We start from the raw sequence: 15,700 nt of genomic DNA on the forward strand, positions 1-15,700 counted from the left end.
AAGGAGCAACGACCATGACCAGCAAGCGCACGGCGTGGACCGCCGCGGGAATCGGCCTCGTGACCGCCGCCGGACTCTTCGTCACCGCCCCGGGGGCCTGGGCCGACGGCCAGCCGACCCCACGGGAACTGCTCGACAAGTGCAACAACGGCACCGATTCGTGCGTGTTCCACCCGGCCGGGGCGCCGGAGGAGCACACCGGCGCCGGCCACCAGGTCGGCGAGACCACCTACAACTGCACGCAGGACCTGCAGCGCAGCACGGTGAACTGGTCGGACACGACCGGTGAGTCGAACAGTTTCGGCGTTTCCCTTTCGGCCGAGTACGGCTTTTCGGAAGTGTTCAAGGTGTCCATCGAGACGTCGTACCAGCACACCTGGGAGTCCTCGCACACCGAAGGCCAGGCGACGAACGTCGACGTCCGGCCGGGGGAGAAAGGCTGGGTGGAGCGCGCGCCGAAGATGCAGAAGGTGCACGGCACCTACGAAATGCATTTCGGTGACCGGTTCTACGACCACTACATCTGGTACCAGGACTTCGACGCCGACGGCCCGCTGCCCGGCTCGGCCGGCGACATCACCCAGCACACCGCGGCGATGAGCGACCAGGAACGCGCCGAGCACTGCGGCTGAGACCGGGGCACGCTGGCCGCCGCCCCTGATCGGGGTGCGGCGGCCGGTGTGCCGGATCGACGAGCGCTGTGGCCTCAGCCGTTCGCCGGGGACGAACCCGGCGCAATTCGGTTGCCCGGCCGCGGCCCCTGATGGTGCGGTGGTCGGCGTGCCGGAGTGTCGATGGAGGATTGTGGACGCTGGACGGCCAGAATCCTCCATCGACGAGCGCTGGGAAACCTGCCGTAAGGCGCCGAGACGGACGGGCCTCAGCGCGCCGTCCCTACGTGGGGTGGGACGTTCGCCGTTCGCCGGGGACGAACCCGGCGCAATTCGGTTGCCCGGCCGCGGCGGGACGCTGCAGGGTGACGGGTATGGAGATCCGTGCCACCACCGACGAGGACCTCGACGTCTACCTCGACACCCTCCACTCCGCGTTCGCGCGGTTCCGGGAGACCCCGGCCGATGGCACCGGGGCGTGGTGGTCGGCCTACGAAATGGACCGCAACCTGCTCGCCGTGACGGCGGACGGGCGGCCGGTGGGCACCACGGGGGCGTACTCCTTCGAACTCACGCTGCCCGGCGAGATCATCGTCCCGGTCTCGGGGGTCACCGGCGTCGGTGTGCTGCCCTCGCACCGGCGTCAGGGCGTGCTCACCGCGATGATGCGCCACCAGCTCGCCGACCTGCGGGCCCGCGGGGAGTTCCTCTCCGTGCTGCTCGCGTCCGAGGCGCTGATCTACCGCCGGTTCGGGTACGGGCCGGCGACCTACACCTCCCGGCTGACGGTGCCCCGCCACCGAGCCGCCTTCCGGGCGCGCGAAGACGTGACCGGGTCGGTCGAGCTGCTGCGGCGAGAACAGTGCGTCGAGCTGCTGGAAGACGTCTACGACCGCTACCGCCGCGCCCAGCCCGGCGCGCTGTCCCGGCCGCATCGCTGGTGGGCGTCGGGCGCGGGGCAGCCGCCGATCGCACCGGCGCCGCGGTTCGTCGCCCTCCACCGCGACGCCGACGGCGTTCCGGACGGGTACGCCAGTTATTCGGTCACCGACGGCACCTTGACCGTCGACGAGACCATCACCACCGACGACGCCGTCTTCACGGCGCTGGCCCGGTTCGTGCTCGGGCACGACCTGGTCACCCAGGTCGTCTTCAAGCAGGTCCCGCCCGGGCACCCGCTGCGCTGGCAGCTCGCGGACTTCCGCGCCGGCGAGGTGAGCGACGACACCGACTGGCTCTGGGTGCGGCTGCTGGACGTCCCGCGGGCGCTGACCGCGCGCGGCTGGTCCACCGACGGTGAGCTGGTCCTCGACGTCGACGACCCGGCGCTCGGTGAGCGCGGCCGATACCTGCTGACCGTCCGGGACGGCAAAGCCGACTGCGTTCTGACGGACCGCGAGCCCGACCTGTCCCTGGACGTGAGCGACCTGGGTTCGGTCTATCTCGGCGGCACCACCCCGAGCGTGCTCGTGCGTGCCGGGCACGTCCGGGCCCACCACCCGGGCGCGGCCGCCCTCGCGGACACCCTCTTCCGCGGCGAGCGCACCCCGCACTGCCTGCACTGGTTCTGACCGTTTCGTCCACAATGGACGAAAGGGTCAGCTCGCGTGGTGGTAGGCGGTCAGCCGGATCCGCAGGTCGCGCAGGGTGGCGACACCGATGGAGAAGCTGTAGACGGGCCGGTAGCCGGCACCGCCGGTGTCATCGCCGCACGGCCCGCTCAGGTAGACGAACCCGTCTTCGGGATCCCGCCGCGGCTCGGACCAAGCCGTGCCGGTCTGGTGACTGCCGGGAGTGCGGCCACGCCAGTACGCCGGGGCCTTCATCACCTCGCCGAGCGCGGCGACCAGGCCGGGCAGGTCGACGTCCGCGACACCCAGGCCGCGGCCGGCCCACACCCGCGGCAGCGCGCGGGCGGCGGTGTGGTCTTCGACGAGCGGCGCGCAGCTGAAGACGGCTTCGGTTCCGTCGATCCGGACGGTCCAGCGTTCCATCGCTCGGGTGGGGCAGATGACCGGCATGGCCGCTCGCTTCCTCCCCAGGACGTGCGCGCTGATCGTCACTGTAGCCGGTGGAGCCGCCCCCGATCGAGGGTGTCAGGCGCCGCCGACGGCGCGGCCGAGGTAGGTGACGGACGGGTGTTCGATGCCGAGGTCGTGGAAACCGAGGCGGTCGTAGAACGCCCGCGCGGACGTATTGGCCGTGACCATCACCAGGTGCACACCCGGCACCGCCCGCTCGGCCAGCGCCGCCAGGTACGCGGTGATCAGCGCGCGGCCGTGCCCGCCGCGCTGGTGTCCGGGCAGGATGTCGATGTGCAGGTGGGCGGGGTGGCCGTCGAGCTCCGGGCGCACCAGGTCCTCCGGGGTGTGCAGGACCTCGAGCAGCTCCTCCGTCGGCGTCGACGGCGGCCCGGACGGCGCCGGGAAGCGTTCGGCGACACCCGGCAGGTAGTCGCGGCGCAGGCGTTCCGCGAACGCCGGGGTGTCCGCCGTGCCGACGAGGTACCCCACGGCGGTGCCGTCGCCGCGGTCCAGGACGAACACGAGGTCGGGCTCCAGCTCCAGGTAAGGCGCCAGGAAGATGACCGGCAGGAGGTCGTCGTCGGGGTGGACGCCGCGCGCGTCGCCGCCTTCCAGTCCGGTTCGGACACGCACGTCGAACAGGGCGGCCCGGTCGTCCGGGTGGTAGGGCCGGATGTGGTGTGCCGCCGTCATGACACGGCCGGCGAGGCGGTCCGGTGTTCCCGGAAGGCGTCCGCGAGCAGACAGAGGAACTCGACGTCGCTGGCGAGGTCGTGGCCGCCGGGCAGCGGCGCGGGGGAGGACAGCGGTGGCGAGCCGGCGGCGCGGGCGTGCAGGGCGGCCGCGATGGTCGCCGCCTCCGCTTCCGGGCCGTCCAGCTCCGGCGGGGCGCCGGGGCGGTAGGGGCGCAGCGCGAGCAGGCCGTCGCGGATCTCGATGACCTGGCGGTAACCGCGGAGCCGGGACGGGAACAGCGAGCCGAAGACCCCGGGCGGTTCCAGCGCGATCGCGGGCTCGGCGCGGTAGAGCGCGAGCCACAGCGGCGCGAGCCGGCGGTACTGGCGCCGGCGGCGCAGCCAGCTGGCGAACGCGGGCAGGGCGACGCCGGTCAGGACCAGGATGTGCGCGCCCGTCGGCAGGGCCTTGCTCAGCAGGAAACCGCGGCCGAAGGCGAACGTGACGGACGTGCGGTCGGAGCTGTCGAAGGCGACGAGCGTCCGCGACACCATGTACAGCGCGGCGGCCACGGCGCCGGCGACGACCAGCCCGAGGCCGGTGCGCAGCACGCGGTCCGACGTCGCCCGCGCGACCCGCAGGCACACCCCCGCGACGATCAGGTACCCGGGCAGCACGGCGAGCGCGTAGACGACGCAGTACTCGAGCACCCACGGCGACTGCGGGTACAGGTCCGGCGTGGCGGCGAACACCACGCACATCGCCACGCCCGAGAAGGCGGACCACGCGGTCTGCCAGCGGGCCTGGACGTCGAAGCCGTGCAGCCGCAGCATGGCTTCGGCGCCGGCCCAGACGGCGGCGAGCATGCCGAGGTGGCCGATCAGCCGCTCGAGGTCGTCGTAACCGACCACGTTTACGAGGGCGTCGAACCCGGGGGTCAGCGCGGTCTGGGACACCGCCAGCCCGAGCACGCACAGCCGCACCAGCCGCCGGCCGGGCGCGGGGCCGGGGCGCAGGCAGAGGACCACGATCCACGCCAGCAGCGCGGGGCCGTAGCGGCGGACGAGCTCAGCCATGGGCGCCACCGTCGTCGAGGGCCGAGCGGAGCCGGTCGGTGAGCGGGTCGCTCGTGCGCGCGAACTCCGCGCGCCCGCCGACCAGGGAGGCGAAGATCTCCGCCTCCTGCTCCTCGACGCTCGTGTAGCCGGTCCGGCCCAGCACCCGGCGCACCATGGCGGGGTCCAGGCTGGGCAGCAGCAGCCGGGCCTGCTCGGCCGGGGTGACCGAGGCCGGGTAGTGCTCGCACAGCATGTGGCCGATCTCGTGCAGCACGATGTGGTCCTGGTGCGGCGGGGTCGTGTGCTGCTCGTAGGCGATGAAGTCGGTGGTGTCGGTGGCGATCCAGAGCCCGCACACGTCGGTCAGCCCGGGCAGCGGCACCAGCCGGATCGGGCGGCCGCGCTGGGCGGCGAGCCCGTCGCAGAGCGCGCGCACGTCGAACGGCGTGGGCAGCGACAGCTGCCGCAGCACCGCGTCACAGCGGCGCCGGACCCGTCGCCGGCCGGACCGGCTCATCGGTCCGCGTCCTCCGGCGGCTCGGGCAGGCCTTCGAGCTCGCGGACCCGGTCGACCATGTCGCTGATCGTCTCCAAGCTCTTCGGCGACAGCCCGCGGGCCCGCAGCGCGATCTGCCGGACCGGCGCCTCCCGCAGCGCGCTGAGCAGTGTGAGCTCGGCGTCGATGCGCTCGGCTTCGCCGTCGTCGAAGAAATAGGCGGCCGGCACGCCGAAGAACCCCGCCAAGGCCTCGAGGTGCCGTTTGGTGGGATTGTCCCGCAGGCCTTTGCGCAGCTGCCAGAGGTAGGTCGCCGAGACGGTCGGGCCGCCTCGCGCCCGGATCGCGTCCGCGACCTGCTCGAACGAGTACTCGTCGCCCCCGGCCGGGCGGACCACGCCGAACAGGTGGTCCAGCTTCGCGGCGAGGGTGTGCTCAGCCATGCCGGGAACTATACGCAGCCCGTTAACTGGCGTGAAGCCAACAACGGGACGGCGATCAACGCCAGTTGACAGCCGGATTTTTCTCTGTTTATGTTGTCCGCTGGACTCATCAACTATGGTGAATCCTGCGGGTTCCAGGGGGGAACCGGCTGTTTCGCGGTGGGAACCAGCGAAGAGGGGAACGCTGATGGCGTTCACGTGCAGGGCCCTGCGGGCCGGAGCGGCGGTCGCCGGGATCACGCTCACGATGGCCACGACGCTGGCCGCGCCCGCCACCGCGGCCGCAGGCGGAGCCGCCGCTCGGGCGGGCCGGGTCGTCCGCAGCGAACGGCCGACGGGCCTGATCGTCACGAAGATCGTCTTCAAGGTGCGCGCCGACGGCACGAGGATCGCCGTCCCGGTCGGGTCGTCCCGGGTCTTCCCGACCGTGCACTACACCCTGCCCGGCCCCGGGCTGTGAGCGCGGCGGGCTCAGAGCCGTTTCGCTGCTCGGAAACCCTGTGCGTACTTGCCGGTCCCGTCGAGGCACGACGCGCCGCCGAACGCCGGCCCGTCCGCGCTCCTGCGGCTAGCCAGCACGCGGCGGTGGCCGTCGCCGTCGAGGCCCAGGAAGAGGCCGACCTGGGAAACCGGTGAGCCGGGACGGTCCGCCGGGCCGAAGAACAGCAGGTCGCCCGGCTGGAGGCGGGTGAGGCCGGTGGCCCGCTGCCCGGTGTCGGTCACGATCGGGGTGCCGGGGCCGAGCGCCGCCATCGCCGCCGCGCCGCGGGGGAGGCCGGTGCCCGCGATGTCCTTGCCCTGCAACGGATAGCCCTCGCGGTAGCCGTAGACCAAACGCACGAAACCGGCGCTGTCGAGGGAGCCGGCCCGGCCGGGGTCGGCCCGGTGGCGGACGCCGTCGGGGAAGTGCCAGGCGATGCCCAGGTAGCGGTCGAAGTCGGCACCTTCGGCGAATGCGGCGTCGCCGGCGATCCGCAGGCCGGTGCCGTCCCGGACCGGGGGCGCGCCGTCGGTGTACTGCAGTGCGACGGCGAGTACGTCCGGGGTGGTGCTGCCCGCGGTGCCGGCCAGCCACGGGCCGAACCAGGCCGCCCGCTCGGCTCCCGCCGACCACGGCTGGGGCGCGAGCCTGACCCACGCGGTGCTCGTCACCGTCGCCTTCGCGTCGCGGAAGGTGCGCGCGGGCCCGACCAGCACGACGGTGCGGGAGCCGTCGGTCAGCGTCGCCACCACCGCGCCGGAGGCGGCGGTGACCACCGTGCGGGGCGGGTCGGTGAGCCGCGCGAAGCGGTAGCCGCCCTGGTCCGCGGTCGGACCCGTCGATGCCGCTACCGCGGCGATCGCCGCTTCGTCGCGTTCCTGGTTCGCGTAGTGCACGGAAGCCACGCCCGACACCGCGATCACCACGGCCAGCACCCACCGCCGCACCATCGTCGCTTTCACCGCGTCACACCGCCGGGACGAGCCCGATGAGGACACCGCTGGCGAGCACGGCGTAACTGACCAGGCTCACCCCGCCGGTCGCCAGCAGCGTCGGACCGGGCCGCTGGCGCACCAGCTGGTAGGCGATCAGCCCGGGCACCACGAACCCGAGGGTCTGGTGGACGAACAGCAGCGGGTAGTCGGCCTGCACGAAGACCACCAGGGACACCTGCAGCACCACGCCCAGCAGCACCACCGCCGCGAACAGCCGCTTGCCGTAGAGGATCACCAGGCGCTGCAACGCTTTCGTGCCGGCGTAGGTGAGCGCGGTCATCAGCACGATGACCGCGGCGCGGCGGTAGTCCTCGACCAGCGTCAGCGCCAGCCAGCCGGGGGTGATCATGCCGCCGGGGGACAGGTTCGTGGCCAGGTAGCAGACCAGCGACAGCAGCAGGCCGATGGCCAGCCCGACGGTCGCGATCTCCGGCGCCAGTTCGGCGGTGCTCATCCGCGGGCCTCCGCGGGCACGCCCGGCAGCTTCGCGAGCTCGTCGATCAGCAGCTCGCCTTGCCCGTGGATGTTGCCGATCGCGACCAGCGACCAGTCGCCGTCCCGGCCGGAAAGCAGGTCCCGCACCAGATCCCGGCCCGGCCGGTGGCCGCCGAGGTCGACCACGCGGTCGTGCCAGCCGGCCGGGATCGCCGCCCGCGCGCTGCGGGTGGGCTCGCCGATGAGCACCACGCGCTCGGGCGCGATCTCCGGCACGAGCGCGCCCATCTGGCCGTTGCGCTCGACGCGGTCCGGGCGGCAGTTGATCACGACGTGCAGCGGGTCGCCGATGGCGCCCTGCCCGCGCAGCCGTCCGATGTTCAGCAAGGTCGACTCCGGGTCGTTGGCGGCGAAGACGTTCGCGAACCGCAGCCGGCCCCGCCCGGCGCGGTAGTGGTGCACCCGCAGCACCCCGGGGTCGGGCGGGGCCGCCCACATCCCTTCGAGCGCGGCCCGGCGCGGCACCCCCACCAGCTCGGCGACGGCCAGCGCGATCGCGACGTTCTCCTTGAACGTGATCCAGCCGAACCCGCTCATCTCGGCGTCCGACACCGACTCCGGGTCGATCGCAATCAGGGCGCAGTCCCGTTTTCCGGCCTCGGCGCGCAGGATCGCGAGCCGGTCGCGCTCGGCCGTCACGCACACCCCGCCGACCGGCATGGACCGGCACAGCGACCGCGCGACGTCGTCGAGGGTCGGTCCCATCTCGGCCAGGTGGTCCTCGCGGACGTTGCACAGCACGCCGATGGTCGAGCGGATCAGCTTGCGCTGGTTGATCTCCTGCAGTTCCGGCAGCACGGCCATGCACTCGATCACCAGCGCGCCGGGCCGGTGCGCGGCCGCGCGGCGGACGATGCCGATCTGCTCGACGACGTTGGCGATGCCGAACTTGCGGTACACCGGTTCCTCACTGCCGTCGGGGTGGATGAACCGGGCCGCGGAGCCGGTGGTCTTCGCCACCGTCACCACGCCGCCGCTGCGCAGCGCGCCGGCACACAGGCGGGTGATGGAGCTCTTGCCACGGATCCCGTTGACGAGGACGCGGTGCGGGATGGCGCGCAGCCGGGCGTAGTGGTGGCGCTGCTCGACGATCCCGCCGGCCAGCAGGGCACCCGAGCCCAGCAGCAGCACGCAGTAGAGGAAGACCATGTCAGGACCTGCTCCCGGCGAGCACCGGCTCCGGGGGACTTTCGACCGGTTGTCCTTTGTGGAGCTCCAGTCGGCAAAGCTCCACACAGGACGCGACGGTGCCGATCTCGTCCTGCCGCTGGGGATACCCCGGCTCGGCCGCCCCACCCGCGGCGACGAGCTCCGCGGTGGCGGCGACCCGGCGCAGCGGCCGCACGACGATCAGCTCGTGCCAGCCGCACAGCAGGAGCGCGAGCACCGCGGTGACCAGCGCGGCGGCCCGGGCCCCTTCGCGCACGGAACCGTCCGCGCCGGCCGGCTGCTCCGCCACGACGACCCAGTTCAGCGAGGCGGCGGTGCCGGTCCGCGCGAAGAGCCGGGCGGTCACCAGCGTGCGGCCGTCGACCCGGCCGGGTGCCTGGCCTGCTCTCGCCGCGGCCGTCGCCGCGAGCAGCGCGGGGTCACCGAGCCGGTCGAACGCGAGGTACCCCCGGGTGTCGGCGATGGTGCGGTCGCCGTCGTCGACCACCCGGACGCGCGAGCCCGCGGCCTGGAGCGGCGCGACGAGCCGGGTGACGTCGAGTTCCCCGACGAGCGTGTGCCCGCCGACGAGCCCGGCGTAGGCGTACACCACGGGCACCCGGCCGCTGGTGTTGTGCTGCCGCAGCCCGTCGCCCTGGGGTCGTGGTCCGTCACGCAGGGGTTCCCGGCCGGCGCGCTGCTGCGCGGTGCCGGCGGTGTCGGTGACGTACACACTGCGGAACGCGGGATCGGCGGACAGCCGGTCCACCATCGGCTGCATCTCGCCTGCCTGGCCCGACGTCAGCTGGGCCGCCGCCCGCAGTTCGGCGAGGCTGCCGGTGAGGCCGGAGCGGAGAGCGTCGGCGGAGCGGTCGAGCCGGAGTCCCTGCTCGGCGACGAGCGCGGCGGGCACGTCGGCGCGCTGCTGGCCGAGGGTGCAGAAGACGGCCGCGGACCAGCCCAGGAGGGCGACGGTCACCAGGCCGACGAGGAGCCGCGCGGGCACGCCTCGGCGGGTGGTTTTTGCTGCTGCGGAGGGGACTTTCGCGGTTTGGCGGGGAGTGGGGGCCAGGAGTTCCGTGCCCGCGTCACCGCGCAGTCGTCGTCGGCAGGTTTCCAACGCCGCCGCAGTCCGTCGTACCTCGGCGAGGCGGGACGGGCGTACCCGCGTGACGTGGTCTCCGGAAGCGACCGCGAGAGCGTCGGCCCTTAGTCGTCTGATCGGTGCGACCAGGCCGCGGCGCAGCAGGAAAGTGCCGCCCACGGCGAGAGCCAGCAGTGCTGCCGCCGCGGTGAGCGCCGGCCATGGGGCGGGAGGCGGGTCGGCCGGGAGCCAGGTCAGCGTGACCACCGCGAGCCCGAGGCCGCCCGCCGTGGCTCCGGTGCCGACCGGGGCGTACGCGACCACCGGAGCCGTCGGGTTCGGGCCCGGTGACACCGCGCCCGTCAGCGCTCCGGAACCCGGCGCGCGGCCGGCGGTGTCCAGCAGCGGGCGTACCTCGGCGGGGACGTCCGCGCCCGTGCTGCCGAGGACCGTGCCGCCGGCCGCGACCAGCCGGAGGTGCCGGGGTGCGGACGGGCTCGCCAGGCGCAGGGCGGTGGAGACCACCAGCACCTGCCCGGCGCGGGCGCCGTCCAGGGGGACCGCGCTCAGCACCAGGGGCACGTCGCCGGGACGGGCGGCCGGGCGGACCGTGAGGCGGCCGAGGTCGACCCCGGACAGCGAGTCCAGCGCGACCGGCTCGCCGTGCGCGGCCAGCAGCGCGCGGGACGCGCCGTCGATCAGGGCGACTCCGCGCCACGACGGGTAGACGGCGCCGAGGGACGTCAGCAGCCGGTTGTCGTCCGGGTCGTCGAACGCCGGTGAGCCGGCCGCGAGCCGGAGGTCGTGGGCGGTCGCGGTGGCCGACGTGGCGACGGTCTTGGCGAGCGTCTCGGCGTCGCGGCGCTGCGCCGCGACGACACCCGGCGGCACGCCGGGTGCTCCGCCGTCGAACACCGGGAGCGTGCCGAAGCCCAGCGCGCAGAAGCAGGCGACAAGGAACGCGGCCACGAGGGCGGCGGCTGAAGGGACACCCACGCCGCGCGGGAACCCGGCCTCGGGCAACCGTTCCCGGAGCCGATCGGCCGGCCGCGCGCCGGGCACCAGAGACGAAAACGGCTTCGCACTGCGAGTGCGCATGCACGCTCCTAGAGCGGACCGGGCGGCGGTTCGACTGGGGGAGGAAACCCGGGCCGGTGACAACGACCAGGGCCTTTATTAGGAAAGTTTCTTTCCGAACGGGACCAGGATGATCCGCACCCGCCGAGCTGTCAAGACCCAACGTCACCGGAGCCGCCATTCGGGGTGTGACCGCCGGGAAAGGCAAGCAGCGCAACGAATCCGTGTACCCTCCGGTGCGGTGAGCTGCAAGCAGGCGGTGTTGTCCGCCCTCGCCCTGCTGGTCGTGCCGGTGCTGGTCCTCGTCTGTCACCCGGTTCCGAAGACCGGGACGCCCGACACGCTGAGCGCCCGGGTCGAGGCCTTCACGGGCGCGCTGTCCGCGAGCCAGCCCTACCGGCCGCCGGACGCGTCCGAGCGGGCCACCGCGGCCCGTGGCTTCGCGGACCTGATTTCCGTTGCCAAGACGGGCAAATCGAGCCTCGCGAAGCTGGGGTTCACGGTCGAGGACCTCGTCGACCCGGTGACGCGCCGGCCGTACACGCTCGTGCGGAACGAACCGGGCACCGCCCGCGCGTGGGGGATGTTCCTCGTCGACCGCTCGGCCCCGCCCTCGCTCGCCGTCGAAGTCCCCCATCCCGCGTTCGACCTGCGGACGGAGCTGTTCGGGCTGGACCTGTTCCGCCGCACGCCGGGTGCGGTGCTGATGATCGCCGGCGCGCACCGCCGGGCCGGTGGCGACCGGGCCGACGTCGCCCACGAGGCCGGTTCGGTCTTCCAGGTCGTGGCCGCGGACCTGGCCGGCCGCGGCCTGGCTCAGGTGCAGCTGCACGGTTTCGACGACGAATCGGCGCCGGGGTACGACATCGTGCTGTCCGCCGGGGCCGGCCGGGCCGGGGGTGCGGCCGTCCGGCTCGGGGCCGGTTTCGGGAAGGCCGGGTTCGCGGTCTGCCGGGCGTGGCTGCTGGTGTGCGCGGGCCTGGAGGGGGCGACGAACGTCCAGGGCCGGCTCGCCGAAACCGCCGGTACCGCCTTCCTGCACGTCGAAATGAGCCGCACGGTGCGAGACGGCGACGCGTCCCGTGCCCGGGTCGTGCAGGCCCTGGCGGGCGCGGACGTCGGCCGTCCTTGAGGACTTTGTTAAGAAGGTATCTTTACTAACCGCAGTCGAGGATGTACCGTTCGTTGGCAACGCCGCCTTCATGCAGTCCTGGTGCGAACCAGTCAGCTACGGAGGAGCCTTGTCCATGCACGCGATGATCCCGGCTACCCGTGCCCGTGGTGTCACATCGCCCGAGGTGAGACAGCCGATTCCGGACGCCGGAATCCCCGCTGCCGCCTGAGCTCCCTCTCGCTCCGGAAATCCCCGACCGGGTTCCGGCGCGTCCTCAGCCGGGCTGAGCCGGGTCGTCCCCGGTGCCCCCGCCGCCTTCTCCGCCACCCACTCATCCGGAGGGTTCACCTTGTCACGAAAGAAAAATGTCGCGGGCGTCGCCGCGGCCGCGTTCGTCGCGGCCGGCCTCGTTGCGATGTATCCGTCTCCGGCCACCGCCGTCCCGCCCGGGCCCGGTGCGCTCACCACGCTGGACACCTCGGCCGGCAACCGGGCCGCCCCGGTGGCCGGGCTGTACGACTGGAGCAAGGCCGGCTTCCGCGGCGGCCAGAACCTGCCCGGTGCCAGTGCCGTCAACCCGAGCGCGAGCTGCCAGATCACCCCGGCCCAGCTCGCGAGCACGTACAAGGTCAAGCCGGACGACGGTGCCGACGACACGACCGGCATCCAGGCGGCCATCGACAAGATCCACGCTTCCTGCTCACCGTCGGGCAGCTACACCAAGCTGAGCCTGATCACGTTCCCGGCCGGGACGCTGAACGTCACCCATGAAATCCACGTCGACGCGAACTACCTGATCCTGCGCGGCGCCGGTACCGACCAGACGAAGTTCGTCTTCACACCGGACAAGAACACCGAGTACGACGTCGTGACGCCGGACGGCGACCAGTGGGACCAGCACGAGATGAACTACGAGGACGGCTCCGGCGGCTGGCTGTGGCCGGGCCGCGGCCTGTTCCGCGTGCAGTCGCGCGGTGTGGACCCCAGCTACGCCAGCGAATACAAGTCCGCCCCGGCCAACCGGAAGGACATCTTCGAGGGCACGATCAACGTGCACTGGAAGGCGGGCGCCAAGCTGCGCGAAAAGCCCGGTGACAAGGGCTTCGCGGCGCGCACCGGCGACAAGACCGTGTACCTGGCCACCAGCGCCAAGACCACGAACATGAAGGTCGGCGGGTTCATCAACATCCGGGCCGCGAACTCGATCAACTTCTACAAGTCGATGAACGCCTACCCCACGACCTGGCCGCTGCAGAACCTCCACATGCGCCAGCAGTGGTTCACCATCACCGCGATCGACACCAAGAACCACACCGTCTCCATCGACAAGCCGCTCGAGTACGACGTCCCGGTCGACTCCACTTCGGACGGTTCGGCGGCCATCGACGGCAGTGCCTACGCGTCCAAGGCCTCGCCGATCGTGGACCCGATCGTCGGGGTCGGCTTCGAGAACTTCTCCTTCACGCAGTCGGCCCCGGCCGGCATCACCGAGGCGCAGGCGAAGGACAACTACGGCAACCTGGCGCCCTCGCTGGCCATGCAGGGCATCGTGTTCAAGTGGGCCGCGAACTCCTGGGTCACCGGCATCCACTCGATGATGACCGGCTCACACCCGATCGTCACCGAGGAGGCCAAGAACCTGCAGATCGTGAACAACGAGCTGGACGGCTCGTGGAACAAGGGCAAGGGCGGCAACGGCTACTTCCGCGGCTCCCGCGTCTGGGACTCGCTCTACGCCGGCAACACCACTCGCGACCTGCGGCACTTCACCTTCCAGTGGTCGGCTTCGGGCAACGTCGTGATCGGCAACGACATCGACTCGGACTTCAACATCCACGGCGGTTACGAGCGCAACAACCTGTTCGAGCTCAACACCAACAAGGTCTCCTACGCCCACCGCTCGGGCAGCTGCACCGCGCACTGCGGTGACGAGGGCGGTGACGCGCCGGACGACTCGACGTGGTTCCCGATCTACTGGTCGACCGGGCAGAAGGCGGTCAAATGGTCCGGATCTTCTGGTCCCCGCAACGTGTTCTTCAACAACACGATGACCAAGCAGGTCACCGCCGGCGCGGCCTACACGCCGTACTACGCCGACCACAGCAAGATCTACCAGTTCGGCTGGGACGGCTCCGCCTTCCACCACCTGGACGTGGGCGGCAAGCCGATCGTGGACTGGGCCCACAACGAGCAGAAGGACTACACCGGCGGGCATGGCGTCGACGACTCGAAGACCAGCACCGCGAAGTCGTTGTTCCTCAAGAACGTCCCGGCGAGCTGACCGTCCGGAAAGGACAATCCGATGATCAAGACACTGACCGCGCTGAGCCTGGTCGGCCAGCTCGTGCACCCCGCGGCGACGACCATCACCGTCTCCACGGCGACCCAGCTGACCGCCGCGCTGTCGGCGGCCAAGCCGGGTGACACGATCTCGCTGGCCGACGGCGACTACAGCGGCGCGTTCGTGGCGACCAAGCCGGGCACGGCGTCGTCGCCGATCACCCTGACCGGCAGCGCGAAGGCCGTGCTGCACGACCCGCTGTTCAACCCCGGCGACACCGACTGCCCGTCCGGGCAGACCGGGTACGGCCTGTGGCTGCAGGGCGCGAGCTACTGGAACGTCAAGGGCATCTCGGTCACCAACTCGAAGAAGGGCATCGTCCTCGACGGCGCCACGCATGTCACGCTCGACGGCGTGACCGTGCACGACATCGGCGCCGAGGCCGTGCACTTCCGCAAGAGCAGCTCCTACGGCGTGATCAAGAACTCGAACGTCTACAACACCGGCAAGGAGCAGCCCGGCTACGGCGAGGGCATCTACCTCGGCTCGGCGAACAGCAACTGGGAGTGCTACGGCACGAACGACGGTAACGCCCCCGACGCGGGTAACTACATCCAGGTGCTGAACAACAAGATCGGCCCGAACGTGGCGGCCGAAGGCATCGACATCAAGGAGGGCACCCACGACGGCGTGATCTCCGGCAACACCCTGGACGGCACGGGGGAGAAGAACGAGAACTCGGCCGACTCCACCATCGACGTCAAGGGGGACAACTACACGATCACCGGCAACAAGGTGAGCCACGGGTACCTCGACGGCATCCAGACGCACAACGTGTGGGAGAAGTCCGGCTGCGGCAACACCTTCACCAAGAACACCTTCGTGGTGACGAACTCCGCGGGCTGGGGGATCAACTCGACCAACCAGAGCGACTGCGTCGCCCAGAAGAAGCCGAACGTGATCGGCGCGTCGAACACCTCGACCGGTGGCAAGGGGGTGTCGAAGACCCCGGTGACGCCGGGGAGCTGACCCGGTTCAGCCCGGCTGGGTGGCGGCGACGCCGCCCAGCCGGAGCTGGCGGTCGTGCAGCCGGCGCCAGAGCAGCACGGAGACGAGCGCCCCGCACAGGCAGAGGAACATGTCCCACTGCGTGTCCCAGACATCTCCTTGCGTGGCGAGGAAGTCGTCCGCGCCCGAGCCGGCCACGAGCGCGCTGGCCCACTCGACGAACTCGAAGCAGGCGCTGATCGCCAGGCACACGCTCACGGTCAGGAACGAGACCCAGCCGCCGGGGCGCAGCGGCGTCCGGCGCAGCAGCACCTCGCGCACGGCCACCGCGGGGACGAAACCCTGGACGAAGTGGGCGAGCCGGTCGTAGTTGTTGCGCTGCGTGCCCATCAGGTCCTGGGCCCACTCGCCGAGCGGGGTCTCGGCGTAGGTGTACTGCCCGCCGTAGCAGAGCACGATCGCGTGCAGCACCAGCAGCCAGCACAGCAGGCGCGTCAACGGAAACCTCTTGCGCACGATCAGTACCAGCGGCAGCCCGGCGAGCACCCAGACGACCTCCATGAACCAGGTGCCCGTCGACTTCGCCTGGACCCCGGTCACCACCAGGACCGCGAGCACCACCGAGACCAGCAGCGTCCCTTCGGCCCGGCCGACCGTGCGCACCATCCGATCACTCTAGGGGCCGCCGCCGTCCTTGACACGCTCCCCG

16 protein-coding genes are annotated in these 15,700 nt (G+C 71.8%); 6 read left to right on the forward strand and 10 right to left on the reverse strand.

Features of this window, described 5'->3' with window-relative positions; genetic code table 11:
• Positions 1-14 precede the first annotated feature (14 nt).
• Together ACIOD2_RS42780 and ACIOD2_RS42785 are read left to right on the forward strand one after the other, a co-directional pair.
• Positions 15-632, forward strand: a complete 618-nt coding sequence (locus ACIOD2_RS42780) for a hypothetical protein (RefSeq protein WP_400551117.1) — start codon at positions 15-17, stop codon at positions 630-632.
• A gap of 353 nt (positions 633-985) precedes the next feature.
• Positions 986-2,182, forward strand: coding sequence for a GNAT family N-acetyltransferase (locus ACIOD2_RS42785; RefSeq protein ID WP_400551119.1), 1,197 nt, complete (start codon positions 986-988; stop codon positions 2,180-2,182).
• Between the two features lie 27 nt (positions 2,183-2,209).
• Here the strand turns inward: ACIOD2_RS42785 and ACIOD2_RS42790 are convergent, their stop codons facing one another.
• The 5 genes from ACIOD2_RS42790 to ACIOD2_RS42810 form a co-directional block, all read right to left on the reverse strand.
• Positions 2,210-2,632 (reverse strand): hypothetical protein, encoded by a 423-nt coding sequence (locus ACIOD2_RS42790; RefSeq protein WP_400551120.1) that lies wholly within the window; start codon positions 2,630-2,632, stop codon positions 2,210-2,212.
• Positions 2,633-2,707: 75 nt separating this feature from the next.
• Positions 2,708-3,328: a GNAT family N-acetyltransferase gene (locus tag ACIOD2_RS42795; protein WP_400551122.1), complete on the reverse strand. Its 621-nt coding sequence runs from the start codon at positions 3,326-3,328 to the stop codon at positions 2,708-2,710.
• The gene (locus ACIOD2_RS42800) at positions 3,325-4,386 is read right to left on the reverse strand and encodes an MAB_1171c family putative transporter (RefSeq protein WP_400551123.1); all 1,062 of its coding nucleotides are present in this window, start codon (positions 4,384-4,386) and stop codon (positions 3,325-3,327) included. Before ACIOD2_RS42800 ends, ACIOD2_RS42795 begins: the two co-directional genes overlap by 4 nt.
• Positions 4,379-4,885: a hypothetical protein gene (locus ACIOD2_RS42805; RefSeq protein WP_400551125.1), complete on the reverse strand. Its 507-nt coding sequence runs from the start codon at positions 4,883-4,885 to the stop codon at positions 4,379-4,381. The genes ACIOD2_RS42800 and ACIOD2_RS42805 overlap by 8 nt, the downstream gene beginning before the upstream one ends.
• Positions 4,882-5,307, reverse strand: coding sequence for an XRE family transcriptional regulator (locus ACIOD2_RS42810; RefSeq protein ID WP_400551127.1), 426 nt, complete (start codon positions 5,305-5,307; stop codon positions 4,882-4,884). Before ACIOD2_RS42810 ends, ACIOD2_RS42805 begins: the two co-directional genes overlap by 4 nt.
• Before the next feature lie 187 nt (positions 5,308-5,494).
• On the opposite strand from ACIOD2_RS42810, the gene ACIOD2_RS42815 reads away from it, so the two are divergent.
• Positions 5,495-5,767: a hypothetical protein gene (locus tag ACIOD2_RS42815; RefSeq protein ID WP_400551129.1), complete on the forward strand. Its 273-nt coding sequence runs from the start codon at positions 5,495-5,497 to the stop codon at positions 5,765-5,767.
• An 11-nt stretch (positions 5,768-5,778) separates the two neighbouring features.
• On the opposite strand, the gene ACIOD2_RS42820 is transcribed toward ACIOD2_RS42815, so the two are convergent.
• From ACIOD2_RS42820 to ACIOD2_RS42835, 4 genes are read right to left on the reverse strand one after another with little or no spacing between them, the layout of a single operon-like run.
• On the reverse strand, positions 5,779-6,750 hold the full coding sequence (locus ACIOD2_RS42820; RefSeq protein WP_400551130.1) for a hypothetical protein: 972 nt from the start codon (positions 6,748-6,750) through the stop codon (positions 5,779-5,781).
• Positions 6,751-6,754: 4 nt separating this feature from the next.
• Positions 6,755-7,237, reverse strand: a complete 483-nt coding sequence (locus tag ACIOD2_RS42825) for a poly-gamma-glutamate biosynthesis protein PgsC/CapC (RefSeq protein ID WP_323336161.1) — start codon at positions 7,235-7,237, stop codon at positions 6,755-6,757.
• Positions 7,234-8,427, reverse strand: coding sequence for a poly-gamma-glutamate synthase PgsB (pgsB, locus tag ACIOD2_RS42830; RefSeq protein ID WP_400551132.1), 1,194 nt, complete (start codon positions 8,425-8,427; stop codon positions 7,234-7,236). Before pgsB ends, ACIOD2_RS42825 begins: the two co-directional genes overlap by 4 nt.
• 1 nt (position 8,428) lies before the next feature.
• The gene (locus ACIOD2_RS42835; RefSeq protein ID WP_400551133.1) at positions 8,429-10,609 is read right to left on the reverse strand and encodes a HAMP domain-containing protein; all 2,181 of its coding nucleotides are present in this window, start codon (positions 10,607-10,609) and stop codon (positions 8,429-8,431) included.
• Positions 10,610-10,829: 220 nt separating this feature from the next.
• On the opposite strand from ACIOD2_RS42835, the gene ACIOD2_RS42840 reads away from it, so the two are divergent.
• The 3 genes from ACIOD2_RS42840 to ACIOD2_RS42850 all read left to right on the forward strand — a co-directional run bounded on the left by ACIOD2_RS42840 (position 10,830) and on the right by ACIOD2_RS42850 (position 15,012).
• Complete coding sequence (locus tag ACIOD2_RS42840; protein ID WP_400551135.1) at positions 10,830-11,720, forward strand: hypothetical protein; 891 nt, start codon at positions 10,830-10,832, stop codon at positions 11,718-11,720.
• Between the two features lie 331 nt (positions 11,721-12,051).
• Positions 12,052-13,983 carry a hypothetical protein gene (locus ACIOD2_RS42845; protein ID WP_400551137.1) on the forward strand — a complete coding sequence of 644 codons (1,932 nt, stop codon included), beginning with the start codon at positions 12,052-12,054 and terminating at the stop codon, positions 13,981-13,983.
• Between the two features lie 21 nt (positions 13,984-14,004).
• Positions 14,005-15,012 (forward strand): right-handed parallel beta-helix repeat-containing protein, encoded by a 1,008-nt coding sequence (locus ACIOD2_RS42850; protein ID WP_400551139.1) that lies wholly within the window; start codon positions 14,005-14,007, stop codon positions 15,010-15,012.
• Between the two features lie 6 nt (positions 15,013-15,018).
• Here ACIOD2_RS42850 and ACIOD2_RS42855 read toward each other — a convergent pair whose 3' ends face one another.
• The gene (locus ACIOD2_RS42855; protein WP_400551141.1) at positions 15,019-15,657 is read right to left on the reverse strand and encodes a DUF2238 domain-containing protein; all 639 of its coding nucleotides are present in this window, start codon (positions 15,655-15,657) and stop codon (positions 15,019-15,021) included.
• Between the last annotated feature and the right edge of the window lie 43 nt (positions 15,658-15,700).

The sequence above is a fragment of the Amycolatopsis sp. NPDC088138 genome (assembly GCF_044741685.1).
Lineage (GTDB): Bacteria > Actinomycetota > Actinomycetes > Mycobacteriales > Pseudonocardiaceae > Amycolatopsis.

Bases quoted from the DNA above. Each gene is read 5' to 3' on its own strand.
- pgsB (WP_400551132.1), bottom strand. From the start codon at position 8,427: ATGGTCTTCCTCTACTGCGTGCTGCTGCTGGGCTCGGGTGCCCTGCTG.
- ACIOD2_RS42815 (WP_400551129.1), top strand. From the start codon at position 5,495: ATGGCGTTCACGTGCAGGGCCCTGCGGGCCGGAGCGGCGGTCGCCGGG.
- ACIOD2_RS42825 (WP_323336161.1), bottom strand. From the start codon at position 7,237: ATGAGCACCGCCGAACTGGCGCCGGAGATCGCGACCGTCGGGCTGGCC.
- ACIOD2_RS42800 (WP_400551123.1), bottom strand. From the start codon at position 4,386: ATGGCTGAGCTCGTCCGCCGCTACGGCCCCGCGCTGCTGGCGTGGATC.
- ACIOD2_RS42795 (WP_400551122.1), bottom strand. From the start codon at position 3,328: ATGACGGCGGCACACCACATCCGGCCCTACCACCCGGACGACCGGGCC.
- ACIOD2_RS42835 (WP_400551133.1), bottom strand. From the start codon at position 10,609: ATGCGCACTCGCAGTGCGAAGCCGTTTTCGTCTCTGGTGCCCGGCGCG.
- ACIOD2_RS42855 (WP_400551141.1), bottom strand. From the start codon at position 15,657: ATGGTGCGCACGGTCGGCCGGGCCGAAGGGACGCTGCTGGTCTCGGTG.
- ACIOD2_RS42785 (WP_400551119.1), top strand. From the start codon at position 986: ATGGAGATCCGTGCCACCACCGACGAGGACCTCGACGTCTACCTCGAC.
- ACIOD2_RS42805 (WP_400551125.1), bottom strand. From the start codon at position 4,885: ATGAGCCGGTCCGGCCGGCGACGGGTCCGGCGCCGCTGTGACGCGGTG.
- ACIOD2_RS42780 (WP_400551117.1), top strand. From the start codon at position 15: ATGACCAGCAAGCGCACGGCGTGGACCGCCGCGGGAATCGGCCTCGTG.
- ACIOD2_RS42810 (WP_400551127.1), bottom strand. From the start codon at position 5,307: ATGGCTGAGCACACCCTCGCCGCGAAGCTGGACCACCTGTTCGGCGTG.
- ACIOD2_RS42790 (WP_400551120.1), bottom strand. From the start codon at position 2,632: ATGCCGGTCATCTGCCCCACCCGAGCGATGGAACGCTGGACCGTCCGG.
- ACIOD2_RS42850 (WP_400551139.1), top strand. From the start codon at position 14,005: ATGATCAAGACACTGACCGCGCTGAGCCTGGTCGGCCAGCTCGTGCAC.